Below are 26,115 nucleotides of genomic sequence, written 5' to 3' on the forward strand. Positions count from 1 at the left end.
TGCAAATATTGCTACTACTTTTCTAATCTTCTTTTTTTGTATTATAAAGTTTTTAATTGTTATTCTTCTTATTATATTTATCAGCAAGTAATCGTTTGACTTGATTATATGTTCACCCTGAGTTTTTATCTTTCACGAAGCTCAACCCAAACATTAGTTTATTCAGTTTACTATGTAGTATAGTTTACCGAATTATTATGATACTAAAGTTGATTAATATATCGGGGGTAGTAAATTGTCTTTTTTATTTAGAGATCATTCTTTAACTTTTTTTGATTGGTTGTTGAGAGCAACAGTTGGATTTATTTTTATGTTAATTAGTGTGAAAATATTAGGTCAAAGAACAATTTCGCAAATGAGATTACTGGATTTTGTTATCGTTCTCATCGTAGGAAATATTATCGCCCATCCATTATCTGATAAAGAATTATCGTTAACGGATTCTTTTCTTTCTATCGGTGTTTTAGTTCTCTTATATTTATTTTGTAACTATTTAACTTTTAGATCAAATAAATTCAAACATTATGTGAATCCTCATCCATTGCATCTTATTTCTAATGGAAACATACAATATAAAAATTTAAAAAAAGCCCGAATTACCATTGATGAATTACTTTCAGAGCTCAGAAAAGAAAAAATTGATGATCCGAAAAAGGTTGCGTTAGCTTGCTGGGAAGCTGGTGGTTTTATATCTACGTTTTTATATCCGAAATACGAGCAACCAACAAGAGAAGAACTTCAAATAAAAGATAAACCATTTCATTTTAACCAACCAATTATTAAAGATGGGGCAGTTGAACAAGAAGTTCTTACTAAAATCAACAAAGATTTAAATTGGCTTATAGCAGAATTAAAAAATAAATATAATGTTTCAATCAATGAAATATTACTAGCAACTCTAAATGAAAATGATAAGATTGATATATATTTATATAAATAAAATGAGGTTATTTACATGTTTGTAGTGTTATTAAGGGGTTATTTAATTCTTTAGGATATGTAGAAAAGTTAGAATCTAAATAACCCCCTTTACAACTACTATGGGAATTAAAATCGTACTCCCATAGTAGTTAAATAACAGCATATTAAAAGTCGATTTCCGAATGCGGAAGTCGACTTTTTTGATCCTTATAACGTTAGTATTGAACACAGCATTATTGAATTAACAAGTAGGAATACTATTACTGTATATCAAAGCAAAAAGGTATAATCTGTATTCTGAGGAATATATAAAGGTAAACCTAGAAAAGGAGGGATTTTTATTTCGTTGAAGGTAGCAATCCAATATTTCTTATATTCAGTTGGTTTCTTTATTACTATTTTCATTGTGTTACATGTCCAACGATTATTGAAAAAACATACAGCTGAAACTTATAATTTCATCCCATATATAATATATGCTCCTTTGTTATACATCATCATTGGAATACTCCTCGGATTACCAACTTTACTTAAAGAAAAAAGTAAAAGTGGTAGATGGACTTTCAAATTAGAAAAATTGGTTTTTGTGGGTGTACCATCACTATATATTGCATTATATCCATTGATTTATGCCAAAGCTCGTATTCTAATGTTATCAAACTATATGAGCACTATGCTTTTGTCTAGTGAAATATATCTCATAGCTGCCCTAATTTTTGGATACATACTTGTAACTGCTCTAGAAAAGAAATATAAAGATCAGCCAGATGTTCAAATGAACGTGTAAGAAAGCTTAAAGAAATAACGGATGCGGTTGTTAAACAAAGATAGGCTACTATGGTAGTCTATTTTTTTATTGCACAAACTTGATATTAAATTAATCATTATTAAAGAACAGTCTCGAGAAGGAAAGTCTATTATTTGGAGTTGATTATTTGAAAAAATTGATCGTTTTATTAATTCTATTTTTATTGACTAGCTCTTAAATATTGATGCTAAAACCTCGAGTAACTTTTGCTTGTTCATGCGTAAAAGAACAACCTGTACAAAACGAATTCTCTCAATCGAAGGCTGTATTCAGCGGTACAGTAATTGATACTAAAACGACTAAATTTTTAAATCCTAACTATAAAAAAGTTCTTTTTGAGGTTTCCAAAACGTGGAAAGGCATTAATAATTCTCAAGTAATTATTAAAACAGGAAAAGGTGACGGTGATTGTGGAATTAGCTTCATCAATGGGCAAAACTATCTTGTTTATGCCAGAGCTTCTAAAATGTATGGAGAAAACTCTCAATCGCTAACAACTACCATATGTGATTCTACAAAAGAGTTTAGCTTATCACAAAAAGACCTATCTATTCTAGGTGTTGATACTTTATTTAATTTTATTTTAATTGGATGTATTTGTATGCTTATTTTAGTAATCATTTTTAAAATACGAAAGAAAAAAGGAGCATAGTATATCTAACAATCTTACTTTGCTAGAATAGTTCGTTTTCGTAGACTTCAGATATTATCTTTCCTATATTCAAGAAAATAGTCCAGTTTATGAGGTGTAGTAACTCAATTATTGTTCAACTATTACGTGCATTAGTTGAACAACATAATTGAGTTATTGTCGATCTTTTAGATGAAATCTAACGTGCACTTCCTCGTCTTCAGAAATTATAAATAAGATATTAAATAGTGAAAATTGGATATAGTAAAAAATAGAAAATAGAAGTCAAATAAGAAGGAAATAAAATGAACCGTAAATTAAAAGTAAGTGGTTATCAATTCTTTAGCATGATTTTTATGTTTATACTTGGTTCTTCACCACCAATTGAAATATATGGTATAGCTAAGCAAGATTCTTGGATGAGTTTATTAATAGGACTTGCTTTAAGCTGTCTACTATTTTATGTGTATATTAAGTTATATTCAATTTTTCCTGATAAACCATTTACAAATTATATTCAAAATATTTTAGGTAAGTATATGGGAAAATTAATAGCACTAATTTATATCCTATATTTTATTTATATTGGTGCGAGAGTTTTACGTAATTTTGAAGATTTGATGACAATCACGCTATATAATGCTTCATCGAAAATTTCAATTGGAATACTAATGATGATCTTAATTATGTATGCAGCTTATAAAGGACTTGAAACATTTGCACGTGCAAATGAAGTTATTTTTCTATTTATTATGTTCCTTACTTTTCTATTTATTGGATTTGAAATCATTTCTAACTTAATTATCATCAATAATCTAAAACCCGTATTAGAAAATGGTTGGAAACCTGTTTTCAAAGCGGTTCCAATATTAGTTACAAATCCTTTTGGTGAGATTCTTACATTTACTATGATCTTGCCATATTTAAATAATCAGAAGAAAGCAACAAAGATAGGAATAACATCATTACTAATTTCAGGACTTGTTATGACTATATTTTCAATATTAAACACTGCAATATTGGGAGTTTCTGAAATAGAAAGAACTATATTTCCACTCTTAACAGCTGTTGGTTATATTAATATTGCTAATTTTGTTCAAAGGCTGGATACTTTTATTGTGGTGATTATGGTATGCAATTACTTCGTGAAAATTACGATCTATTTCTATTGTGCGGTATCTGGTGCAGCAGATTTATTTCATGTAAAAAAAAGCGAACAATTAGTCTATCCTATTGCAGTTATCATGTTAGTTTGTTCATTATGGTTAGCATCAAGTTATTTTGAACAACATAATGAGTTTATTGAAAAAGTTCCTTATCTATTACACATTCCTCTTCAAATAATTATTCCGGTTTATTTATTACTAATCATGCTAATAAAAAGAAAACTAAAAAAACCAGCTATATAAGAAAATTCCTGGATCATTTATTAGGTACAGGGATTTTCTTTATCAAACTAGTTCTGGATCAGTTTTAATTGCTGATTTAACTATAAAAGTTGAGATAGACTAACCCTTAAAAAATCAGTAGGAGGTTTTGTACAATAATAAACAATTTACTTTAATAGAGAATTTTAGTAAAAAATAGAAATTTCCATTACTTTTCTACTATTTCCTTAGTACCAAGATTGGAGCATATGAATACTCTATAGGACAAGCTTTTTAAGGAGAGGATTAGTCTATAGTGTCTAATACAATTAAATATTTTCAATATGCCCAAGATGTTTCAAAAAAAATAGGCTGGTTAACTGAGGTAATTTATACTCAATGGCAAGTTGAAACAGCACATTTTACGTCTAAAAATTTTAAGAAAAATAACAATATAGCAGGTCAAACTTGGTATCCAGGTTTACCTTTTAGTAGTAGAGGAACAGCTAGACCTAAAAGTGAAGGTGGATATTATATTAAATATGATGATCCAGTTCAAGGTTATGTTGATTTTATATTGAATAATTCACGGTACAATAAAGTCAAAACTTACAAAACTGCTAATGAGCAATTTAAAGCGATTGCAGCAGCAGGATGGGCAGTAGCTCCTAATTATGCAGATGTGCTTATCTCGGTAAATAATGCAAATATTAAAAATGGATTATATAAAAAAATTATTGAAATTGAATTACATCCTTATAAGGGAGTCTTAAAAAAAGGATCCAGGGGGATACAAGTAAAGAAAATTCAAGAAAAAATAGGCGTTAAAGTGGATGGTATATTCGGGATCCTAACCGAAAAAGCAGTTAAAGAATTTCAAAGAAAAAATGATTTAGTAGTTGATGGAATTGTTGGGCAAAAAACATGGGGTAAACTTTTCAATCCATCCAATCTATAAATCACTTAATCGTTAATTTTGTGAACCTGTATGATTTTAAATACAGGTTTTTTAATATTAACCTTAATACATTAAAGGGATTGAAAGTATTTTATAGAAAAGGTAACTATAGCAATTTTAGATAAGGAGTAAGAACGTGAAAATTAGAAGTGCGGATATGAATGATTGTGAATCGATTGTATACCTGGATTCACAAATAATTGGTAGTCGAAATAGAATAAATCAAATTAAAAGATCAATTAAAGAAAATCGATGCATTGTTTGTGAAATGAATAAAAGTATAGTAGGTTTTATGATTTTTCATAAATTTTTCTTTGGCCATCTATTTATTGATTTAATCATTGTTTCACCAAATATGAGGAGGCGTGGTATAGCAAAAAAACTCATGAAATATGTTGAAATTCTTCCAGAAAAGAAAATATTTTCATCAACAAACAAATCAAATATCCCAATGCAAAAAGTATTTCAATCTTTAGGATATATTGAGAGTGGATTTATCGATCATTTGGATGAAGGAGATCCTGAAATTATTTTTGTTAAATTAATAGAGTAAACGATATTTTCAGTATGAATAATTTTTTAAAGAAAAAAGTTTATTATTTCCTCAAATTTCATTAGCCGCTTCCAATTACTCATCTTCAAAATCATATAAAGTTAATCTCATCGGTTTCTCAACTTCGTTCAAAATAATCCAAGGTTTTAATAATAGGAAAAATAGTAAAATTTTTTATATGTTAATTGATTTCGAAGTAGTGGGTAAAAAGACCTTAATGAATGATTCGTTTGTTACTTTAGGCTAATCTGTATAAAAAAATTTTAAATACATTCTTCCTGTTATTCTATTTTTCAATGCATGATGAATAGTAATAATATATAAAATGCTCCAATTATATCATTACAAGGAGTGGAAATATGGATTTTAAAAGGGAATTCATCTTAAAAACAAAAGCAATATATAAAGAAACAGTTACAGAAAATATGGCATACAGTAAGATGTGTGAAAAGTTCGAATCATATTTTGTTGATTTAAAGGATTCTTTAAAAAAGGAAATCGAAGTTTCGAATGGTGAATTTGATATTATGATTGATAAGGATAATGTTATTGAGGTCTTATTAAATCAAAGAGAGTTATTAATTACAATTGATGACTCTGGCGTAGAAGTAAGTATTAAATATTTTGATGAAGTACAAAATGAACAGGTTGAAAATAAGATTGATATAATTGAATATGATGGTGGGGCATATAAGAGTCAAGTATTTCAATCACCTATTACTAGAAATATAATCGATAATTATTTAGCAATTGCGTTTAGAGATGATTTAGAAAAGAACTTTGAAAGTTATAGTGAATGATAAAGTGATCAATATTATGTCTAGAGCTTGGACTTCCAAGCTCTTTTATTTTTTGTCTAAAGATCCTCGACTTGATACCTTAAAACAGTTTTCAATTTATCAGGTTGAGTTTTTCTTGCATCAGAAATATAGATTTCTTTATGTGTTTTTTGTACTCTTTGTAGATTATTCTCCGTGCAGAACTCTTCCATTAATTTAAAATTTCGTGGTTCGTCATCATAGCTTCCAATATGCATGGTTTGAACACATAATCCTTCAGTAATCGATTCGAATTTTACTTTTGCTAATAGTGGATTTTTCTTTTTTTGTTTAAGTTAATCTAAAATGTTGTACATTAAATCTTCTGTAACAAAGTCAGGCTGTCTAATCATTAATTTATATAGAAGATGTTCTTTGTTTAAATAGTCAAGTTTTCGACCTTCTTCATCTAAATCCCAGACTCCTTCAAGAGGGAAGACTGTGTAGTCAAAGTATCCTTCTGGAACAATGCCTTTTTTGGGCAACATTTTAATTGCATATGCTAAAGAATAAAGTGCTTCTACATTTTTTTTTAATAATTCATTATTTGGATTGCCATTGCCTTCAATCGTTATATATTTAAATGTTGGTATTTTAATTTTACTTGGCTTACTTTTTGGTAAATAAATTTCTTTTAAACTTTTTCTCCACTCGAGTTTACTCACTAAAAAAACTCCCTTAATTATAAGTCAGGTGGTTTATTTTGTTAGGACTATGTTTGTAAAAATAAAAAGCAATCACATAAAAATGTCATTGCTCTTAAAAGGTTTAATGATATGTACGATAAACTCCAATTACTTTCCCTAAAATTGATACTTGTTTTAATAAAATTGGAAACAGGGCATCATTTTCAGGTTGAAGTCTAAAATGGTCGCTTTCTTTATAAAAGCGCTTTACTGTAGCTTCACTATCTTCGGTCATTGCAACAACAATTTCTCCATTTTCAGCAGTAAATTGTTTTTTAACGATTACAAGATCGCCATTCAAAATACCGGCATTAATCATACTATCTCCTTCTACTCGTAACATAAAAACTTGCTCGTTAGATGGAGCGACAGATGTCGGTAAAGGGAAATATTCTTCTACGTTTTCAACTGCAGTAATTGGAATCCCCGCAGTTACTTTACCGATTACAGGAATGTTAATAATATCGTTATAGATTTCACTGTATGATGCTTGTGCTTCATTCACAACCGTAGTTGTATCGCCAAGAATCTCGATTGCTCGCGGTTTTGTAGGGTCTCTTCGAATATAGCCTTTTTGTTCTAGTCTCTCTAAATGACCATGTACTGTAGAGCTTGAAGCTAATCCAACAGCCTCAGCAATCTCTCGAACTGAAGGTGGATAACCTTTAATTTTTACTTCATCTTTAATATAAGCTAAAATTTCAGCTTGCCTTTTCGATAGTTTGTTCATCCTAATTTCCCCCTTGCCTATAAATTAGATAATACGTTCCTCTTTATTTTTTTCATTATATCATGATAGGATATAATATACAAACGTTAGTTCTATTTTTTATTAAAGTAGTTTTCATGTTCGTATGGGGAGAACGGTTAATGAATGTAATAATCTACGCGAGAGTAAATACAGCAAAGGATTCACAAGAATCATCATTACATAGAAAATGAATGAACTAACCGAATTAGGTGAGCGGATGGGAATGTGTATTCTAGAAACAATATGCGAACAGGCTAGTGGATATGAAGAAGAAAGAAAAAGGGCAATATTTTAAAATGTTAATACAAGCCTTATTTTTTTTGTAAACCTAAAGAATTTATAAATTACTATTACAAATTGATTAAGTCAGATTCGTAGATTAAGAGGAGGAGAAAAATGAAAGCAGTTATTTATTGCCGAGTTAGTACAGAAAAAAATACACAAGATACTTCATTAAAAAGACAAAGGGAAGAACTAGAAAAATTAGCAAAGATTAATAAACTTGATGTGATTAAGATAATTGAAGAAAGACATAGTGGCTTTGATATAGAACGTGAAGGAATTATTGAAGCTTTAGCAATATTTAAGGATAAGCAGGCTGAGATCTTACTTATACAAGACGATACCCGATTAGGAAGGGGACATTCAAAAATTGCACTTATTCATGAATTACGCAAAATGGCAATAAAAGTTTTCACAATACAAGACCATGGGGAGATATCTTTATCGGATGCGGATTTAATGGTCTTGGAAATATTAAGTACAGTAGAAGAGTTTCAACGAAGAATTGCTAATTATAAAATAAGCAGGGGGATGCGTAGAGCAGTCGAAAATGGTTTTCAACCTCAAAAGAATTTATCAAATAATCATTTAGGGGGTAGGGAAAAAAAAGAATTGCCTGTGGAAGAAATAATAAATCTTAGAAACAAGAAACTTACTTTTCATGAAATAGCAGCTACATTACGAGGTTTAGGTTATGAAGTAAGTAGGGCTACTGTTCATAGAAGGTATAAAGAATATTTTGATGAACTAAATCAAGATTCTATTAAAAATTAAAGAAAATTTAGACATTTAATAGTATATCAGTTAGCTTTTTCTAATAATCAAAAAGAAATACATCATATATTTAAATAGATTTTTTCCTAAAGATTAAAGGATTTAGAATATCTTAACATAATATTAATGTAATGCCTGAAATGTTTATAAGTACTGACATCAAGTTTTGTTACGGACATGATGAGCCTTCTTTTGCATTTCTTTTTTTGTGCTTGATCGTATAAGTATACATAAACCATACAATAACAAGCGAGAACATGAACGCTCCAAAATAAACGTCATTCCTACCACACATCCGTCTCTGACAACCGATTTACTAATATGGGGGGATGAGCAAATTAAACTTTATCACTTGAGTAAAGATAAGTAAAAAAATCAAAACGATAAAATTTTTTTATGGTTACCATAATGACTTTTGATTTTACATTAAAGTTGCAAGAACCTAAAGTTTTAAAATAAGATACTGTAATTACTCTATTGATTCTAGATTTTTTGTCTTAACGATATAAATTCGAATAATCCTGAAGTTATCTCTTATCAGGATATTTAATTATCGGGTTGACCCATCAACCCATTCTATTTTATAATTAAATTGTAAGAAAATTCCATCTATTGATGTTGTAAGAGAGGATTGGATGGATCTTATATTAGAAATAAAACAGAAATGCATCTCAGTAGGCAACAAGAGCATATCAAATAAAAAAATACAACGAAGAGCTAAATTGAACACAGCACATCCATCTAACATTCATCGACATATATCTATCAATCTTTAATTCCCCTTATCAATCTAGATTTTACATAGTCTTTTATTATATCAAATTCATTTCTCATTATACGAAAACCACAAATTAATGCTCTTTTTAGGACTTACTTAATTACGCTTATATATTTAGTTATAAAAATATATAAAAAAATATAGATGGGTGGTGAAGATAAAAAAAGTTATCCGTTAATAGGTCCAATTGCAAGATTTTTGAGTTTTATGGAGCCGTCTTTCTATTCTTCCAATTGGATCTACTAGGAATTGTATAAGCCAATGATCCATCAGAAGAATTAAAGACAATCGGTATTTCATTTTCAGAAGACCACTAAAATCGGAGGTAGAATATGCTAAGACGTCAAGCTAGGTTGAAAAATCTGGTAAGCTTGTGTTTATCAGTGGGTATGTTTCTTTCTATGCTTCCAACGGCATCTGCTGTTGGAACTGAAAAGGAGAACAAAATTAATAATGTTTCTAACAATCAAACCTATAAGACTATTGGAAAAGTAACAAAGATTACGAAAGAAAGAAATAATGTGTATTTGGATTTAGAAACCGGAGAAAAAATAAGAATTAACTTCCTAAAAAATAATGTTTTTCGACTGCATTTGGACCCAAAGGGCATTTTTGAAGAATATCCAACTCCTAATGAGCCTGAGCATGTGACAAAAATTATTGACAAAAATGTTAGCGATTACAATAAACAATATGGTGAGATTGACATTAAGGTTGATGATCGTGATAACAATGTCTATAAAATATCCACTGATGCTTTAGAGTTAAGAGTAGATAAAACGACGTCAAAGATGAGCCTGTACGATAAAAAAAGATCAAAGATTCTTTGGAGTGAAAGTGAACCGCTAAAACATTCTAACGGAAGTACAGTTCAAACCCTTGATACAAAAGAAAACGAATATTTTTATGGCGGAGGTCAACAGAATGGATTTTATGCCCATAAGAATAATTCCATAAACATTGCAATCGGGGGAGGTTGGGATGCAGGAGCTGCATCAAGCCCAGTCCCTTTCTATATAAGCACTGAAGGCTACGGAGTCATGCGAAATACTTTTAAGCCAGGCGTTTATGATTTTACAAAAACTACTACTTTGACTCACAGTGAAGACAGATTTGACGCTTATTATTTTGTAGATGATTCCATTCCAAAAATCGTTAATGATTATACCGAACTAACTGGGAAACCAGCACTTATGCCAAAATACGGTTTTTATTTAGGGCATGCTGATTGTTTTAATGGAACTCATAATGGTCATAAGGACCAACGAACACTCTTGACTAATGGATTAAATACAATAGATCAATATGCAGATCACGATATGCCGTTAGGTTGGTTTTTACCAAATGATGGCTATGGATGCGGGTATGGCGGACTTGGTAATTTGAAGCAGTTCGTTGATAAAACAAATAATCAAAAAGTAGAAGTGGGCTTATGGACACAAAGCAATCTCTACCCAGATCCAAATCTACCTGTTGATAGTCCTTTACGAAGAGACCTTGACGGAGAAGTTAAAGCAGGTGTAAGAGCAATAAAGACGGATGTTGCATGGGTTGGACAAGGATATTCCATGGCCTTAAATGCCACACGCCAAGCAGCGGAAGGAATTCAAAAAGTAGATAATTCAGGTGGTGCACGTCCATTTGTTATTTCGCTAGATGGGTGGGCTGGTACTCAACGTTATGCTGGATTATGGTCAGGCGACCAATATGGCGGTAATTGGGAATACATAAGAATGCATATCCCTACTTACATTGGCGCAGGCTTATCAGGAAATCCAAACGTCGGCTCAGATATGGATGGTATATTTGGTGGAGATGCAAAAGTACAGACTCGTGATTTCCAATGGAAAGCATTCACTCCTATCCAAATCGACATGGATGGCTGGGCATCCGGAGGCAATGATTACAGTAAATCTAAAAATCCATGGAATTATGGTGAACCATATGCGTCGATTAATCGGATGTATTTAAATCTAAAATCACAAATGCTGCCTTACATCTACACGATTGCCGAGGAAGCTACATCAAAATCCATGCCAATGATTAGAGGAATGATGTTAGAATATCCAAATGATCCTTACACGTACGGTACGCAAACACAATATCAATATATGTGGGGGCCGAATCTATTAGTGGCACCAATATATGATGGAAACTCTAATGCAGCTGAAGTAAGGAACGATATTTATCTTCCAGATAAAAATCAAATTTGGATCGATTATTTTACAGGTGAACAATACCAGGGAGGTTCGGTTCTTCATAACTTTAGCGCTCCATTGTGGAAGACCCCTGTATTTGTTAAAGCTGGGGCAATTATTCCAATGGCGCCAGAAAATAATTCTATTAATGAATTAAATGGTTCTGAAAATAGAATATTTGATGTATATCCATCGGGAAAATCAGAGTTTACTCTATACGAAGACGATGGGAAAACTGTTGAGTATAAGGAAAAGAAAAATACAAGAACGAAGGTCACTTCAAAGGTAATTAAGGAAAGAGCTGTTATAACCGTTGATACCGCAAAAGGTAAGGGCTATAAAGGGATGGTTACAAACAGGGGCACAGAAATGATTGTCAACACGCGTGTAAACCCGAAAGATATAACGGTTAAGGTTGGAAATAAAGATATTACATTAAGGAAAGTTACGAATGAAGAGGAATATAAAAACTCAGAAAACGTGTACTTCTATAATGAACAGCCAAACTTGAATAAATATTCTACAAAAGGCTCACCATTTGAAAAAACTGATATTATTACATCACCAAAGCTTTATATTAAGGTAGGGAAAACAGATATCACGAAAAATAAAATAACTTTTACAGTAGATGGCTTCAATAATACTCAAAAAAAGGTTGTAATAGATAAAGAAGTACCAACGATTCCATCTGGGCTTCATGCTGATGATGCCAACCTTACAGATCGTGAAATTAAATTAAATTGGGATAAGGTTAATGGTTCGAATACAACTTATGATTTAATGATCGATGGAATTATTCATACAAATGTGTTTAAGTCAAGTGATAGTCAGCAAATCCCATTCTATCTCCATACAGGTTTAACATCTGATTCAGAATATTCTTATCGAATAAGAGCAACGAATACAAAAGGCTCATCTGGCTGGAGTGATGAAATCAAAATAAGAACGAAACTTGACCGATACAGAAATGTCCCTAAGAATATGACGGCAAAAGCAGATAGTGAACAGCCGGGACAAGAAGCATCTTTAGCAGTCGATGGCAAGGATGATTCATTGTGGCATACTCAATGGGGAGATGCTGGGAATAAACTGCCACATACCTTTGAGATTGATATGAAGCTAGCGTATGAACTAGATAAGCTCGAGTATGTTCCAAGACCTGATGCAGGGAATGGGACAATATTAAAATACAATTTAGACGTAAGTTTAGATGGCAAAACTTATAAAAATATCATCACCGATGGAACATTTGAGAGGAATAATGAAACCAAAGTCATAGATTTTAAGGGGAATATTACTGCAAGGTATATTAAGTTAACCATTACAAACTCTGTAGGCGGCTTTGGAAGTGCACAGGAATTCAGGCCATACAAAAAAGATAAAACAGGAGGAACCGTTGTAGGTGAGAATATACCGAACGGAGTCATTGATGAAGATGACCTACTCTTCTTTGCAAGTTATATGGGTGTTAATCAAACGGATACAGCTTGGGGACAGGTATCAAGGGTTGATCTTAATTTTAATGGTGTAATTGATGCCTACGATTTAATGTATGTAGCATCTAAATTAGGTGAAATACCTCTTCAAGCAACAGGAAGGCCTGTTGCCGGACTATTGGACATTAGACCAAGTAAGCAGCAGTTAAAAGCAGGAGAGGAATTTTCAGTAGAAATAATAGGAGCAGGATTAAAGGATATCAATGCGTTTAACCTAGAACTTGGGCTGGATCCGAACAAATATGAATTAGTCAAAGAGTGTAAACCCGACGGGACTTGTGGTCAAAATATTGTTACGCCTTCCAATGAAATAGCCAATATGTTAAATTACTCCGCTCTTGCGGGTATTGGAAATTCGGAACAACGAATTATGGCTGCGTTTTCTAACAAGGGAACACAAAATACATTAGATGGTACGAAGACATTGGCCACGCTTAAGTTAAAGGCTAAGAAAGATCTCCCATTCGATATCTCAATCACCAGATCCTTACTGATTAATACAGCCTTTGACACTATTGATAAAATAGGAGAGGTTTTAACTCCAGGCCAGGAACCGGGAGGGGTTGAACAACCACAAGAGCCTAAGGAACTGCAATTATCTGATAAAGATATGACAGTTACTGGTGATGGGGAAAAGATGCAGGACGGTGCAGCAGCTTTTGCCAATCTGATTGACGGTGAGATAAGTGAAAATTCATTGGCGGAATTGAAATGGAGTCTCACTGGGAATGAAGGAATTTCACTACCGTTACCCGTTGATTTTAATTTTACTAAACCACAAGAGTTGACTAAATTTATTGTTTACAATCGCCCGCAATATACGAATGGCAAAATTAAAACACTAACTGCTAAAATATATTCTGATTCTGGAAAAGAGTATGATTTAGGTGCAAAAAGTGTTCAATTTGACGACAAATCAGTAACTTTCGATTTAGCAGAGGCTGATATACCGATTGGAACCAAATTTACCAAGTTATCGATTATCTTTAAGGAATCGCATAGTGGGCCACTCATGTTATCTGTTGCAGAGGTAAATGTTTTTGCAAAGAACCCTGCTTATGTAGACGAATAATAGTATAAATTTAGATATCTAATTGGAAATGCAGCAGGACAACATTGCCAGCTATATATGTGTCATTGAGGTTGATGGGGAAATCAATTATGATTTGATTATATTTAGTTCGGCAAGGAGGCTTAATCTGTACCTTTTGCTTATTTGGCCTTACCCATTGTCATGGTTGGCCCGATGTTTACATTACAGGTTTAATAAAAATCTCGGGGGAAGAAAGATAAGGAAGTGTAGAGAAGAATCTCGAGCTTCCTTATTTTTTGATTTATTTTAAAAGTCGTTTAGATAAAACATCATTTTAATAGTTTGGAAGAAACTATTCCGTTATGAACCTGGTTGTCAGGTTGACTCTACAAGTGTCGGTGATATAATTTATGATATTAATAGAATCTAAGTAGGGTTTGGAGGCATGTTTAGTAAAATGAAACCATTGCAGCATGAAAGTTTAATCCCTCTTTATCACCAATTGATGGAAAGGCTAAAGGATTCGATTGAAAATGGAAATTGGACCCCTGGTGATAAAATTCCATCGGAAAATCAATTGATGGTTCAATTCAGTGTGAGCCGTAACACCGCTAAAAAGGCCATTGAGGAGCTAGTTCAAGAAGGAATTCTTTACCGAATTCAAGGTAAAGGTACATATGTGGCAAAACCAAAATTACAGCAGTCATTGATGGGGTTCTATAGCTTTAGCAAAGTATTGAAAGAAAAGGGACTGAATCCAAAGGATATTATTCTAAAAATAGAAGAAGTCAAACCGACTGTCAAAATCAAAGAAGCGCTGCAGTTGAGTGAAAATATGAATGTCATTGAAATGAAACGCCTTCGCTGTGCTGAAGATGAGCCGTTTATTTTGGAATCATCTTTTATTCCAAAACATGTTGTTACAGATATAGAGCAGTTAAAAAAGGTAGGCGAAATTTCTTTATATGATTTATTTTCACAACAGTTCAATACTATTGTAACAAGAGCAAAAGAGGCTTTTGAACCAGTTCTCATCCGTGCCGACGAAAGTGAATATTTGCAATCGGAAGAAGGTCGTCCCGCACTTCTGCTTGAACGAACGGCCTACAATGCCAATGGTGAGCCAGTTGAATTTTGTATCTCCATTGTACGTGGCGATCGCTGCCGCTTTTACACAGAACTACGCTAATCATAACTCATAGCATTTTGTCTATGAGTTTTATATATCGTTGACCTATACCAACAACCTCCCAACAACCTAATAAATTTAAATCTTGTACCAACAATCCGTTGGAATTCACAAAAACAACGTTAAATGGCTGTTTCTTGGGTTGATCCCGTTTCTATGCTTAAATTGTGGAAATATAGGTTTAATAGATTATGGTGAGATTAAGAGTTAAACAGGCTTTTAAAACGATATAGTTCTTTTAATAATTAATAATTGTTGACGATAACTTAATAGAATCGACCCTATATTTTATAAGTTTGGGGTCAGTTTTTTTATTTTTTGATTATTGTAAATTTATTGCAATGGGATGATCACATGTCATTCATATTACCTTTCTAAAATTCATTTGTAGAAGAATTGAAGAGATAGTTTATAGTATTAATTGGAAAAAAAATATTATTTTAAGAATGTTATTTTATTTTTTTATACATACCAATACAATTATTGCAGTATTTATTAAATTGATAATCTGGACATCACACAAAAGTGATCTTGATCAATTTGAGACAAAGGGTAGCACGTTTAGTAAATGCAATATGTTATTAAGGAAGCGTAACAATTTGTAGTTGCCATGACCACCCTAAAAAGAAATGTCATATTTAATTTCTGCCATTTCTATATTACATACAATGACTTACGAAGTTATTGTAGGGAAGCGTTTTCTTATAAGTAGTTTAATAAACTCTTGAAATATTAAATCTGATAGACTAGTATATTAATAACTAATAAATTAAATAATAATTTGTTAACAATTAGTTAAGATGCCTTAGGGCTTAATAGGGAATCTGGAGCAATACCAGAACTGTCCCCGCAACTGTAAGTGTGGACGAAATAGACAAACCACTGAAACGTTTATATGAACGTTACGGGAAGGGTCTAAAGTAGGAAGATACACAAGTCAGGAGACCTGTCTTAGCTTTTAAAGTTTCGATTTCTTCGGGGGTTGAGAAGATGAAACGTTTGGACAAAAAGGATTATTTATTAACTTTCTTTGTGCTGACGTTTTATCCGTTCAACTTATGTTGAACGGATTTTTTCGTTTAAATCATTTTTAATCTTATAGTATGCCTCTAGAAGAAACAAGTCTTATTAAAAATTGAATAGATTAGGATTGGTGCACTTTGTAAATTAGTGCTTAATAGGGAAGTACGGTTTAAATCCGTCACGGTACCCGCCACTGTAAGGGGAGTTCTTTGCAGATGTCACTGAAGTAATTCGGGAAGACGCAATAGAATGATGAACCTAAGTCAGGAGACCTGCCTATACCTAATAGCTTTAATCAACCTACGGGAACATAGGTAGAAGTGCTGAACTTACATTGCTATTTTTTTGTGTGTATTTTATTCTGCGCCCCTATGTCCATAGGGGTGCTTTTTTTTGAAAAAAACTAAAAGGAGTGTGTGACATGACTACTTGGAATTTACAAGGGACGAAACACCATGTTTTGATTTGTAACGGCAGTAGCTGTATGAGAAAGGGTGGGGAGGAAGCGACACAAGCGATCCGAAATGAAATCACCAATTTAAGCTTAGATTCAATCATACATACAACAAGAACGAGATGTAATGGGAGATGTAAGGATGCTCCCGTTGCCATCGTTTATCCGTCAGGGACTTGGTATAAAAATGTAACCCCAGAAGTGGGAACTACGATTGTTAAGCGTCATCTGGCGGAAGGTCAGTGTCTAAAGGAGTATTCAATCTATCAATATTCCGAAGCTGGATTCATACATCCAGAAGGGTCAGAATGCATCGAAGGAGTACAAAAAGTGGTTAAAGAGAAGATTTAACAGCGGATAGTAACTGGATTCTAGTTTGAAATTGTGGAAGGTGGCGTAATAGTGTGAAAGGTAAATTATTGGTTATTGGTTTTGGCCCTGGTGATGAAAAACATATTACCGGACGGGCAAAGGAAGCCATCCAAGAAAGTGATATCATCATCGGCTACAAAACCTACGTTGATTTAATCAAGGGATTAATAGGTGGAAAGCAAATTATCAGCACAGGAATGACAGAAGAAGTGGGCCGTGCCCAGGAGGCGGTGAAACAAGCTGAGCTCGGTTACACAGTAGCTGTCATTTCGAGCGGTGATGCCGGTGTATATGGAATGGCAGGACTTGTTTACGAAGTACTAATTGAAAAAGGCTGGAAAAAAGACTCAGGGGTAAAAGTGGAGGTGGTCCCTGGCATTTCTGCCATCAACTCCTGTGCTGCTTTATTAGGCGCGCCAGTCATGCATGATGCCTGTACGATTAGTTTAAGTGACCATTTAACACCTTGGAACTTGATCGAGAAACGAATCGAAGCTGCCGCTCAAGCTGATTTTGTGATTGCTCTATACAATCCAAAAAGCGGGAGAAGAACACGGCAAATCGTGGAAGCACAAAAAATTCTATTGAAATATCGCTCGCCAGACACCCCTGTAGGATTGGTAAAGAGTGCATACCGTGATAGTCAAAAGATCGTTTTAACCAATTTACAAGAAATGTTAGAACATGAAATTGGCATGTTAACCACCGTTTTAATTGGGAACTCTTCAACATTTTTCTACGATGGATTGATAATCACTCCGCGCGGTTATCAGCGGAAGTATACATTAAATCAGGCAATTCAGCCGTTGAAACCGCATCAGCGTCTGCAAAAGGAAGCCGAACCATGGGCACTTGAGCAAACGGAAGATGTAACGTCGGTAAACAAAAAACAAGTCACCCTAACCACAGTGAAAGAGTCGCCAAGAGAGTTGGCTGAGGAAGCCTTGCAAATGATCCTTGGTGAGACCTATAGACAAACCCAAGATTTAATTGTGAAGCAAGACTTTCAATCTATTTTTGAGGTAGCGGTCAGCCCTGGTGTCGCCAATAAAAAATTTACCGTGCATCAGATGGTCCTTCTTTCCGAAATTGTTGGAGAAGAAGGAGTCATGGAATACACACAAGACCATTTTATGAAGCTGCAAATTTTAACCTCTAAGCCTGATGAGATTATTGAAAAACTAATGGCAGCCAACTTTTTGATTGCACCTGTTGGCGACGTATTAACTGTAAAAGCTTGTGATTTTTGTGACGGAGAAAAAAAGGATTCCATCCCTTATGCCGATGAGCTTCAAGAAAGGCTTGGAGGCATGGAACTCCCAAAAGAATTGAAACTTGGTGTGAATGGCTGCGGAATGGCCTGTTATGGAGCCGTAAAAGAAGATATTGGCATTGTCTATCGTAAAGGAGCGTTTGATTTATTTTTAGGAGCCAAGACAGCTGGAAGAACCGCTCATCCTGGCCAAATCGTAGCCGAAGGAATCGCACCGGACAAAATTGTCGGGGTCATAGAGGGGATTGTTCAAGAGTACAAACAAAAGGCTTATCCAAATGAACGTTTCTATAAATTTTTTAAACGGGTTAAAGAGGTTCAAGGTTTTGTGTACCAGGATATCACACCAAACCTTAAAATCGAAGCGGCTGTTTGCGGGGAGTAGTCTAGCGGTAATTGGAAGGTAAGGTATTTACAAACAAAGGGGAGGAAATATTTTGAAAGCAATTTTATTTGTGGGGCATGGAAGTAAAGATCAAGAGGGAAATCAGCAGGTTCGTGAGTTCATCCGTGAGATGAGAAAGACTTGGGAAGGTTCTTTTCTGGTCGAGACGTGTTTTTTAGAATTTGAACGACCAACAGTAAATCAAGGCATCGATCTATGTGTGGAGAAAGGGGCCGACCATATTGTCGTAATTCCGATCATGCTCTTACAGGCAGGGCACTCCAAAATTCATATTCCAGCAGCTATTGATGAGGCAAAGAATAAATATCCGCTTGTTCAATTTACTTATGGCCGCCCAATTGGTGTTCATGAGGAAACATTTGAAATTCTAAAAACTAGATTAATGGAAATTGGCGAGAATGTAGAATCCATCGAAGACGATACGGCTATCCTTTTGTTAGGACGGGGCGGAAGCGATCCCGATGCGAATAGTGATTTATATAAAATTGCTAGATTACTATGGGAAAAAACAAACTATAAAATCGTCGAACCTGCTTTTATGGGAGTGACCAATCCTTTAGTGAACGAAGGGATTGAGCGTTGCATTAAGCTTGGAGCAAAAAAAGTAGTAATCCTGCCTTACTTTTTATTCACCGGCATCCTGATTAAACGCTTAGAAGATATGATGGTTCCTATTCAAAATCAATATTCCGCGGTTGAAATTCAGTTGGCTGACTATTTTGGTTATCATCCAAAATTACAGACGATTTTAATCGATCGGGTGGAAGAAGCACTACGTGATGAGGTGAAGATGAACTGCGATACTTGCCAATACCGTCTTAATGTGATGGAACATATCGATCATCACCACCACCATGATCATGACCATGATCATCATCACGGCCATGACCATGACCATGACCATGACCATGACCATGACCATCATGACCATCACCATGATCACGAACATGCGGTGCAAAAGGCTGGAGATAAAGGATGATCTTCGTGTTAGCCGGAACAAGTGATGCAAGAGCCCTTGCTTTAGAAATAAAAAAGGAGGGGTTCGATCTCCTGGCCTCAGTTGTCACAGAAAATGCAGCAGTTGAATTAAGGGAGTCAGGGATACGTGTCCAAGTAGGAAGATTAACGGATGCAGACATGGTGGAGTTGATTGACACAAAAGGGATTCTAGCGGTTGTCGATGCCAGTCATCCTTTTGCTGAAGAAGCTTCCAAAAACGCTATCAAGGCGGCCGAAACGGCGGGAATCCCCTATGTTCGGTATGAACGAGAGTCACAAAACTTCCAATATGAAAAAATGAAAGTCGTCGAAAGCTACGAGGAAGCTGCGGAGCTTGCATTGATTAATAAAGGCGTGGTGATGCTGACGACAGGCAGCAAGACGCTTCAAATTTTCACAGAAAAACTATTAGGTAATCCGGACATTCGCTTGATCGCCAGGATGCTGCCTCGTGTGGATAATATGGAAAAATGTGAGCAGCTAGGGCTGCCACAGAAAAATATTATTGCGATCCAGGGCCCATTTTCAAAAGACTTTGATAAAGCCCTATATAAGCAATATGGCGTTTCCTTAATGGTGACTAAAGAGAGCGGGAAAGTCGGATCTGTCGATGAAAAGGTGGAAGCCGCCAAGGAACTGGGGATTGATGTTATTCTTATTGGCCGCCCGAAACTGAATTATGGCACCGTCTATGCTAATTTTACCGATGTCATTGAAGAATTACATAAAAAGATTGGTTCCACACCAATCGTCACAACAGAACAATCATTTTAATACAGGAGTGATAGAAATGGATTTTCGTACCGAATTTAAACCGTTAACCGTCCAACCAGAACAGATTGAAGGTAAAAGTTTTGAAATGATTAATGAAGAAATTGGGGACCACCCTTTTACTGAGGAGCAGTATCCAGTTGTCCAGCGTATCATCCATGCATCCGCTGATTTTGAACTTGGGCAAAGCGTCCTCTTCCATCCTGACGCTATTCAGTCCGGTATTCAGGCGATTCGGAACGGGAAAATGGTAGTTGCAGATGTTCAAATGATTCAAAGTGGGGCAAATAAAGCACGAATTCAAAAATTCGGAGGAGAAATTAAAGTCTATATTTCCGACCCGGATGTCATCCAGGAAGCCAAACGGCTGAATACAACAAGGGCGATTATTTCGATGCGGAAGGCAATCAAAGAAGCAGATGGCGGTATTTTTGCCATTGGGAATGCCCCAACCGCCTTACTTGAACTTATCCGCCTGATTAAAGAAGGTGAAGCAAAACCTGGTCTTGTCATTGGGTTACCTGTTGGATTTGTTTCTGCTGCAGAGTCAAAAGAAGAACTAGCTAAGCTCGATATCCCATTCATCACCAATATTGGCAGAAAAGGTGGCAGTACCGTGACCGTTGCTGCATTAAATGCCATTTCCATTATGGCTGAACGGGGATAACCCATGCAGGAAGTACCAAAAGGAAAGCTGCGGGAAGGATATACGACTGGGGCATGCGCAACAGCAACCACCAAAGCAGCGCTGACGGCATTAATTACGAGTGAACCGCAAACAGAATCAACGATTTACTTGCCCGTCAAGCGGTTTGCAACCTTCCAGATAGAAAGCTGTGATGTAAAGGACCAATCGGCTACAGCTAGTACGATTAAAGACGCGGGGGATGACCCAGATGCCACCCACGGGGCCTTGATTGTTTCCACTGTGTCATGGCTCGATGAACCAGGCATCGTGCTTGATGGGGGAATTGGAGTTGGCCGCGTCACAAAGGACGGCTTGCCCGTTCCTGTCGGAGAGGCCGCGATTAACCCTGTTCCCCGCAGGATGATTCGTGAGACGGCCGAAGGGGTATTAAAAGAATTCGGGATTACAAAAGGCATTAAAATCGTCATTTCCGTACCAGCCGGTGAAGAAATCGCCAAAAAAACACTCAATGGACGATTAGGAATCATTGGCGGGATCTCTATTCTCGGTACCCGCGGGATTGTCGTTCCTTTTTCCACAGCCGCTTATAAGGCCAGTATCATCCAGGCTATTAGTGTTGCCCGGGCCAGTGGCTGCGAGCACGTTGTGATTACAACAGGCGGGCGGAGCGAGAAAAATGCCATGAAGCAATTCCCCGAGCTGTCTGAGGAAGCTTTTATTGAAATGGGTGACTTTGTCGGGTTTACCCTTAAACAATGCAAGAAGCAAGGGGTAAAGAGAGTTTCGATGGTCGGCATGATGGGAAAATTCTCAAAAGTGGCAATGGGGATCATGATGGTCCACTCGAAAAGTGCCCCGATAGATTTTGATTTTTTAGCTGAGGCGGCAAGCCGTACCGGTGCTGATGCTACTCTGGTCGAGGAAATTCGAACTGCCAATACTGCATCACAGGTTGGTGATTTGATGACAGCACAAGGCCATCTATCCTTTTTCGAAATGCTTAGCGACCTTTGCTGCCTCGCTGCGTTAAAGGAAGTCGATGGCGGGATCGACATAGATACGACCCTATATACCATGAAGGGGCAATTGTTAGGAAAGGCGGTGCGAAAGAGTGACATCAATTAAAATGATCGGCATTGGGGACGAAGGGAAAGTCAGCCTACTCCCGATGTACGAAAAGTGGATTAATGAAAGTGAACTATTAATAGGAGGAAAGAGACAGCTTTCTTTTTTTCCTGAATTCGCCGGCGAAAAAATGGCGATTGAAGGCGGGCTTAATTCCCTAGTGGAACACTTGCAATCGGAGACGAGAAACGTAGTCATTCTAGCTTCCGGAGACCCGTTGTTTTATGGAATTGGAAGCTATTTATCTTCTAAAATCGATTTGGATATTTATCCATATATAAGCTCAATCCAGCTTGCTTTTGCCAGAATGAAAGAAAGATGGCAGGATGCTTATTTTACTAGTGTTCATGGCAGGAGTATAAAAGGGCTGGCACAACGAGTCGATGGAAAAAAAATAGTCGCAATCTTAACCGATACAGAAAATTCCCCAAATAAAATCGCTCAGTATTTGCTTTCCTTTGGCATGACTGAATATGAGGCGTTTGTGGGCGAGAACCTTGGCAGTGACAAGGAACGATGCCGCTGGTTTACCCTTGCTGAAATGAAGGATGAAGAGTTTTCACCGCTCAATGTAGTAATTCTTAAGAAAAAGGGTGAAAGTCCGCATTGGTCGATTGGCATTGACGATTCGGAATTTTTTCAACGTAAACCAGATAAGGGCTTAATTACAAAAAAGGAAATACGTACACTAAGCGTTAGTGCCCTAAGGTTAAAAGAAAATAGCACAGTTTGGGATATTGGGACATGCACAGGTTCTGTTGCGATTGAGGCAGCGAAAATCGCCAGGGAAGGACAAGTGTTTGCTATCGAAAAGAACGAGGGCGACCTTGAAAACTGTAAGCAAAATTTAGCAAAGTTCCGTGTGGATGCAACACTCGTCCATGGAAAAGCACCAGAGGGCTTAGAAACCTTCCCGGATCCGGATGCGGTTTTTATTGGCGGAACGGCAGGCGGGATGAAAGACATTTTGGATATTTGCTGTAGCCGCTTGAAAGCGTGCGGGCGCATTGTCTTAAATGCTGTCACGATTGAAAATCTTTCAGAAGCGATGCTTTTGTTTAAAGAGCTGGGATTTGAGACGAACATTACTCTTGCTCAAATATCCAGAAGTAAGCCCATTTTGAATCTGACAAGATTTGATGCATTAAATCCGATTTACATAATAGAAGCATGGCGCAAGGAAGGGGAGTAAACATGTTAGGTACATTATACGGCCTTGGGGTTGGCCCAGGGGATCCAGAGCTCATTACCGTTAAGGCGTTTCGGAAATTAAAGGAATCACCAGTGATTGCCTATCCGAAAAAACAAAAGGGCAGCAAAAGTTATGCCCATCGAATCATTGATGTCTATTTTCAGCCAAACGAAAAAGAAATGCTAGGCCTTGTCTTTCCGATGACAAAGGATCCAGCCACATTGGAAAGAAAGTGGACGGAAACCGTGGAAAATGTTTGGGCGAAGCTGCAGGAGGGAAAAGATGTCGCTTTTGTAACTGAAGGGGACCCTCTTTTATACAGTACGTTTATTCATATGATGCGTTTGATGCAGGAGAAGTATCCGCAAGTCCCGATTGAAGTTGTTCCGGGGATTTCGTCCATCAATGGGGCGGCTTCTAGGCTTGGGATTCCATTGGCAGATGGGGATGAGCATGTAGCAATTGTTCCAGCACGGGATGACTACGAAACGATGAAAAAAGTCATTCAAGAAAATGATTGTGTCATTTTTATAAAAGTGGCAAAAGTGATTGATTTAATGCTAGAAGTATTACGTGATTTAGATTTGCTTGACAAAGCTTCAGTCGTCACAAAGGTAACATCGGATGAAGAAATTATTTGGAGAGCAGATGAGCTCGAAGGAGCGGAGCTTGAATATTTAACACTAATGGTGGTGAGAAAATGAAGCTTTATATCATTGGCGCGGGACCGGGCGATCCTGATTTAATTACGGTAAAAGGTCTTTTGCATCTTCAGGAGGCAGATGTCATTCTATACGCGGATTCTCTTGTAAACGAAGACTTAATTGCTAAAGCAAAACCTTCCGCCGAAATATTGAAAACCGCCGGGATGCACTTAGAAGAAATGGTTAACGTGATGGCTGACCGAATCCTACAAGGGAAAAAGGTCGTTCGTGTCCACACGGGCGATCCGGCTGTCTACGGGGCGATTATGGAACAAATCGTATTGTTAAAGAAGAGAGGAATCGAAATAGAAATTGTTCCAGGTGTGAGCTCAGTGTTTGCAGCCGCCGCGGCCGCTCAAGCTGAGCTGACGATTCCTGATTTAACGCAAACCGTGATCCTGACAAGAGCCGAGGGCAGGACACCTGTGCCAGAATTTGAAAAGCTGGCGGATTTAGCAAAACATCATTGCACGATCTCGCTTTTCTTAAGTGCGACGTTAACGAAGAAACTTGTCAAGGAATTGACCGGGGCAGGCTGGAGTAAGGATACTCCTGTTGCTGTTGTTTATAAAGCGTCTTGGCCGGATCAAAAAATTGTCCGGACCACACTGGAACACTTGGACGAAGATATGCGGGTAAACGGGATTCGTAAACAGGCTATGATTTTAGCCGGATGGGCGTTAGATGAAAACATCCACGAACAAGATTATCGTTCCAAGCTGTATGACAAAACGTTTACACACGGATTCCGCAGGGGGGTGGAATCGTAATGATCGAGCTCAAAGAAGCGCAAAGGGCAGTCATCCAGCAGAAGGGGGACTATGCGGTTGTCGCCATTACAAAGCATGGGGTCGAACTGGCCCGCAAGCTGGGAAATTCGTTTCAAAATGCCGATGTGTACTATATGGCGAAGTTTGAAAGAGGAGATGAGAAGAACAAGGACATCCAGTTATTTACTGGTAGTGTTCGCCTTCTTCTGCCCTCCCTTTTCGAGGTCTATAAGGGGCTGATCATCATCATTTCCCTTGGAGCCGTGGTACGAATGATTGCACCTATTTTAAAGGATAAAAAAACAGATCCTGCGGTTGTCGTTATCGACGATAAGGGCGAACATGTGATCAGCGTGCTGTCAGGCCATATCGGGGGTGCCAATGAACTAACGAAAGAAGTAGCGGCCACTCTACAAGCCCGTCCCATTATTACCACAGCTTCAGATGTACAGGAAACGATTGCGGTTGATTTGTTCGGAAAACGATTTGGCTGGATGTGGGACTCGGCTGATAAGTTGACACCCGTTAGCGCTTCGGTTGTAAACGAAGAAAAAATCGCCGTGGTTCAGGAGTCAGGCGAAAAAGAATGGTGGCCATATGACCGGCCGCTACCTGAAAATATTCAGCCGTATTCATCGATCCAAGAAGCGCTGGCCGCAAAGCCAGATGCTGCCTTAGTAGTAACCCATCGGAATTTATCCGAAGACGAATCGGACATTTTACATAATGGTGTTTTATATCGACCAAAGGTGATCGCCCTTGGGGTGGGCTGCAACCGTGGGACCACTGCCGCGGAAATCGAAGCAGTAATCGACGAAACGCTTGAGGAATTAAGGTTTTCAAAAAAAAGTGTCAAAGCGGTTTGCACAATTGATCTAAAAAAGGATGAAGCGGGACTGCTCGAAGTGGTGAATAAAAACTTCTGGGAGTTTATTTATTACACACCAGCTGAATTGAATTCCATTAAACTTCAGAACCCTTCTGAAACTGTCTTTAAATTTACCGGTGCATACGGCGTCAGTGAGCCGGCTGCTTTATTATACAGCAAAGCGGAACATCTAACGTTGATGAAGAAGAAATCAGGAAATGTCACCATATCAGTTGCGGTGATTCCTTATTGAGAGAGGAGGGAAA

The 26,115-nt window shown here is 36.5% G+C and carries 22 protein-coding genes, 1 pseudogene and 2 riboswitches; of the genes and pseudogenes, 20 read left to right on the forward strand and 3 right to left on the reverse strand.

What is annotated here, in order from left to right; genetic code table 11:
* Nucleotides 1-235: 235 nt before the first annotated feature.
* The 7 genes from B6K90_RS04090 (at nt 236) to B6K90_RS04120 (ending at nt 6,038) form a co-directional block, all read left to right on the forward strand.
* Nucleotides 236-940, forward strand: a complete 705-nt coding sequence (locus B6K90_RS04090; protein ID WP_235821707.1) for a DUF421 domain-containing protein — start codon at nt 236-238, stop codon at nt 938-940.
* 327 nt (nt 941-1,267) lie between these two features.
* A complete protein-coding gene (locus tag B6K90_RS04095) occupies nt 1,268-1,708 on the forward strand; it encodes a hypothetical protein (RefSeq protein ID WP_088011489.1) in 441 nt (146 codons plus the stop codon).
* Nucleotides 1,709-1,913: 205 nt separating this feature from the next.
* Nucleotides 1,914-2,381 (forward strand): hypothetical protein, encoded by a 468-nt coding sequence (locus tag B6K90_RS04100; protein WP_088011490.1) that lies wholly within the window; start codon nt 1,914-1,916, stop codon nt 2,379-2,381.
* A 284-nt stretch (nt 2,382-2,665) separates the two neighbouring features.
* Nucleotides 2,666-3,769 carry a GerAB/ArcD/ProY family transporter gene (locus B6K90_RS04105; RefSeq protein WP_088011491.1) on the forward strand — a complete coding sequence of 368 codons (1,104 nt, stop codon included), beginning with the start codon at nt 2,666-2,668 and terminating at the stop codon, nt 3,767-3,769.
* 274 nt (nt 3,770-4,043) lie between these two features.
* Nucleotides 4,044-4,685 carry a peptidoglycan-binding protein gene (locus B6K90_RS04110; protein WP_088011492.1) on the forward strand — a complete coding sequence of 214 codons (642 nt, stop codon included), beginning with the start codon at nt 4,044-4,046 and terminating at the stop codon, nt 4,683-4,685.
* Between the two features lie 136 nt (nt 4,686-4,821).
* Nucleotides 4,822-5,238, forward strand: a complete 417-nt coding sequence (locus B6K90_RS04115) for a GNAT family N-acetyltransferase (RefSeq protein ID WP_328588108.1) — start codon at nt 4,822-4,824, stop codon at nt 5,236-5,238.
* 359 nt (nt 5,239-5,597) lie between these two features.
* A complete protein-coding gene (locus B6K90_RS04120) occupies nt 5,598-6,038 on the forward strand; it encodes a hypothetical protein (protein WP_088011493.1) in 441 nt (146 codons plus the stop codon).
* 56 nt (nt 6,039-6,094) lie between these two features.
* On the opposite strand, the pseudogene B6K90_RS24405 reads toward B6K90_RS04120, so the two are convergent.
* The 3 genes and pseudogenes from B6K90_RS24405 to lexA form a co-directional block, all read right to left on the reverse strand.
* Nucleotides 6,095-6,310 (reverse strand): annotated as a pseudogene (locus B6K90_RS24405) (GyrI-like domain-containing protein); the annotation flags it as partial.
* A 42-nt stretch (nt 6,311-6,352) separates the two neighbouring features.
* Nucleotides 6,353-6,721: a hypothetical protein gene (locus tag B6K90_RS24410; protein ID WP_328588109.1), complete on the reverse strand. Its 369-nt coding sequence runs from the start codon at nt 6,719-6,721 to the stop codon at nt 6,353-6,355.
* A 103-nt stretch (nt 6,722-6,824) separates the two neighbouring features.
* Nucleotides 6,825-7,472, reverse strand: coding sequence for a transcriptional repressor LexA (lexA, locus tag B6K90_RS04130; RefSeq protein WP_088011494.1), 648 nt, complete (start codon nt 7,470-7,472; stop codon nt 6,825-6,827).
* 417 nt (nt 7,473-7,889) lie between these two features.
* On the opposite strand from lexA, the gene B6K90_RS04135 reads away from it, so the two are divergent.
* The 13 genes from B6K90_RS04135 (at nt 7,890) to B6K90_RS04195 (ending at nt 26,102) form a co-directional block, all read left to right on the forward strand.
* Nucleotides 7,890-8,549 carry a YneB family resolvase-like protein gene (locus tag B6K90_RS04135; RefSeq protein WP_088011495.1) on the forward strand — a complete coding sequence of 220 codons (660 nt, stop codon included), beginning with the start codon at nt 7,890-7,892 and terminating at the stop codon, nt 8,547-8,549.
* Between the two features lie 1,110 nt (nt 8,550-9,659).
* On the forward strand, nt 9,660-14,093 hold the full coding sequence (locus tag B6K90_RS04140; protein ID WP_088011496.1) for a discoidin domain-containing protein: 4,434 nt from the start codon (nt 9,660-9,662) through the stop codon (nt 14,091-14,093).
* A gap of 418 nt (nt 14,094-14,511) precedes the next feature.
* Nucleotides 14,512-15,243 (forward strand): GntR family transcriptional regulator, encoded by a 732-nt coding sequence (locus tag B6K90_RS04145; RefSeq protein ID WP_088011497.1) that lies wholly within the window; start codon nt 14,512-14,514, stop codon nt 15,241-15,243.
* Nucleotides 15,244-16,024: 781 nt separating this feature from the next.
* Nucleotides 16,025-16,211, forward strand: a riboswitch (cobalamin riboswitch).
* A 166-nt stretch (nt 16,212-16,377) separates the two neighbouring features.
* Nucleotides 16,378-16,560, forward strand: a riboswitch (cobalamin riboswitch).
* A gap of 127 nt (nt 16,561-16,687) precedes the next feature.
* Nucleotides 16,688-17,071 (forward strand): (2Fe-2S) ferredoxin domain-containing protein, encoded by a 384-nt coding sequence (locus B6K90_RS04150; protein ID WP_088011498.1) that lies wholly within the window; start codon nt 16,688-16,690, stop codon nt 17,069-17,071.
* A gap of 53 nt (nt 17,072-17,124) precedes the next feature.
* On the forward strand, nt 17,125-18,750 hold the full coding sequence (gene cobJ, locus B6K90_RS04155) for a precorrin-3B C(17)-methyltransferase (protein ID WP_088011499.1): 1,626 nt from the start codon (nt 17,125-17,127) through the stop codon (nt 18,748-18,750).
* A gap of 52 nt (nt 18,751-18,802) precedes the next feature.
* Entirely contained in the window at nt 18,803-19,750 is a 948-nt protein-coding gene (locus B6K90_RS04160; RefSeq protein WP_088011500.1) for a sirohydrochlorin chelatase, read from the forward strand.
* Entirely contained in the window at nt 19,747-20,544 is a 798-nt protein-coding gene (cobK, locus tag B6K90_RS04165) for a precorrin-6A reductase (protein WP_088011501.1), read from the forward strand. The genes B6K90_RS04160 and cobK overlap by 4 nt, the downstream gene beginning before the upstream one ends.
* A gap of 16 nt (nt 20,545-20,560) precedes the next feature.
* Nucleotides 20,561-21,208, forward strand: a complete 648-nt coding sequence (locus B6K90_RS04170; RefSeq protein ID WP_088011502.1) for a precorrin-8X methylmutase — start codon at nt 20,561-20,563, stop codon at nt 21,206-21,208.
* 3 nt (nt 21,209-21,211) lie between these two features.
* The gene (locus B6K90_RS04175) at nt 21,212-22,315 is read left to right on the forward strand and encodes a cobalt-precorrin-5B (C(1))-methyltransferase (protein ID WP_088011503.1); all 1,104 of its coding nucleotides are present in this window, start codon (nt 21,212-21,214) and stop codon (nt 22,313-22,315) included.
* A 1-nt stretch (nt 22,316) separates the two neighbouring features.
* The gene (cbiE, locus tag B6K90_RS04180; RefSeq protein ID WP_088011920.1) at nt 22,317-23,507 is read left to right on the forward strand and encodes a precorrin-6y C5,15-methyltransferase (decarboxylating) subunit CbiE; all 1,191 of its coding nucleotides are present in this window, start codon (nt 22,317-22,319) and stop codon (nt 23,505-23,507) included.
* 2 nt (nt 23,508-23,509) lie between these two features.
* Nucleotides 23,510-24,211, forward strand: a complete 702-nt coding sequence (cobI, locus tag B6K90_RS04185) for a precorrin-2 C(20)-methyltransferase (protein ID WP_088011504.1) — start codon at nt 23,510-23,512, stop codon at nt 24,209-24,211.
* Nucleotides 24,208-24,981 carry a precorrin-4 C(11)-methyltransferase gene (cobM, locus tag B6K90_RS04190; protein ID WP_088011505.1) on the forward strand — a complete coding sequence of 258 codons (774 nt, stop codon included), beginning with the start codon at nt 24,208-24,210 and terminating at the stop codon, nt 24,979-24,981. The genes cobI and cobM overlap by 4 nt, the downstream gene beginning before the upstream one ends.
* Nucleotides 24,981-26,102, forward strand: coding sequence for a cobalt-precorrin 5A hydrolase (locus B6K90_RS04195; protein ID WP_088011506.1), 1,122 nt, complete (start codon nt 24,981-24,983; stop codon nt 26,100-26,102). The genes cobM and B6K90_RS04195 overlap by 1 nt, the downstream gene beginning before the upstream one ends.
* Nucleotides 26,103-26,115: the final 13 nt, after the last annotated feature.

Source organism: Gottfriedia acidiceleris, assembly GCF_002128425.1.
GTDB classification, from domain to species: Bacteria; Bacillota; Bacilli; order Bacillales; family Bacillaceae_G; genus Gottfriedia; species Gottfriedia acidiceleris.

Bases quoted from the DNA above. Each gene is read 5' to 3' on its own strand.
- cobM (WP_088011505.1), top strand. From the start codon at position 24,208: ATGAAGCTTTATATCATTGGCGCGGGACCGGGCGATCCTGATTTAATT.
- B6K90_RS04135 (WP_088011495.1), top strand. From the start codon at position 7,890: ATGAAAGCAGTTATTTATTGCCGAGTTAGTACAGAAAAAAATACACAA.
- B6K90_RS04195 (WP_088011506.1), top strand. From the start codon at position 24,981: ATGATCGAGCTCAAAGAAGCGCAAAGGGCAGTCATCCAGCAGAAGGGG.
- B6K90_RS04150 (WP_088011498.1), top strand. From the start codon at position 16,688: ATGACTACTTGGAATTTACAAGGGACGAAACACCATGTTTTGATTTGT.
- lexA (WP_088011494.1), bottom strand. From the start codon at position 7,472: ATGAACAAACTATCGAAAAGGCAAGCTGAAATTTTAGCTTATATTAAA.
- B6K90_RS04100 (WP_088011490.1), top strand. From the start codon at position 1,914: ATGCTAAAACCTCGAGTAACTTTTGCTTGTTCATGCGTAAAAGAACAA.
- B6K90_RS04105 (WP_088011491.1), top strand. From the start codon at position 2,666: ATGAACCGTAAATTAAAAGTAAGTGGTTATCAATTCTTTAGCATGATT.
- cobK (WP_088011501.1), top strand. From the start codon at position 19,747: ATGATCTTCGTGTTAGCCGGAACAAGTGATGCAAGAGCCCTTGCTTTA.
- B6K90_RS04120 (WP_088011493.1), top strand. From the start codon at position 5,598: ATGGATTTTAAAAGGGAATTCATCTTAAAAACAAAAGCAATATATAAA.
- B6K90_RS04175 (WP_088011503.1), top strand. From the start codon at position 21,212: ATGCAGGAAGTACCAAAAGGAAAGCTGCGGGAAGGATATACGACTGGG.
- cobI (WP_088011504.1), top strand. From the start codon at position 23,510: ATGTTAGGTACATTATACGGCCTTGGGGTTGGCCCAGGGGATCCAGAG.
- B6K90_RS04170 (WP_088011502.1), top strand. From the start codon at position 20,561: ATGGATTTTCGTACCGAATTTAAACCGTTAACCGTCCAACCAGAACAG.
- B6K90_RS04140 (WP_088011496.1), top strand. From the start codon at position 9,660: ATGCTAAGACGTCAAGCTAGGTTGAAAAATCTGGTAAGCTTGTGTTTA.
- cbiE (WP_088011920.1), top strand. From the start codon at position 22,317: ATGATCGGCATTGGGGACGAAGGGAAAGTCAGCCTACTCCCGATGTAC.
- B6K90_RS04145 (WP_088011497.1), top strand. From the start codon at position 14,512: ATGAAACCATTGCAGCATGAAAGTTTAATCCCTCTTTATCACCAATTG.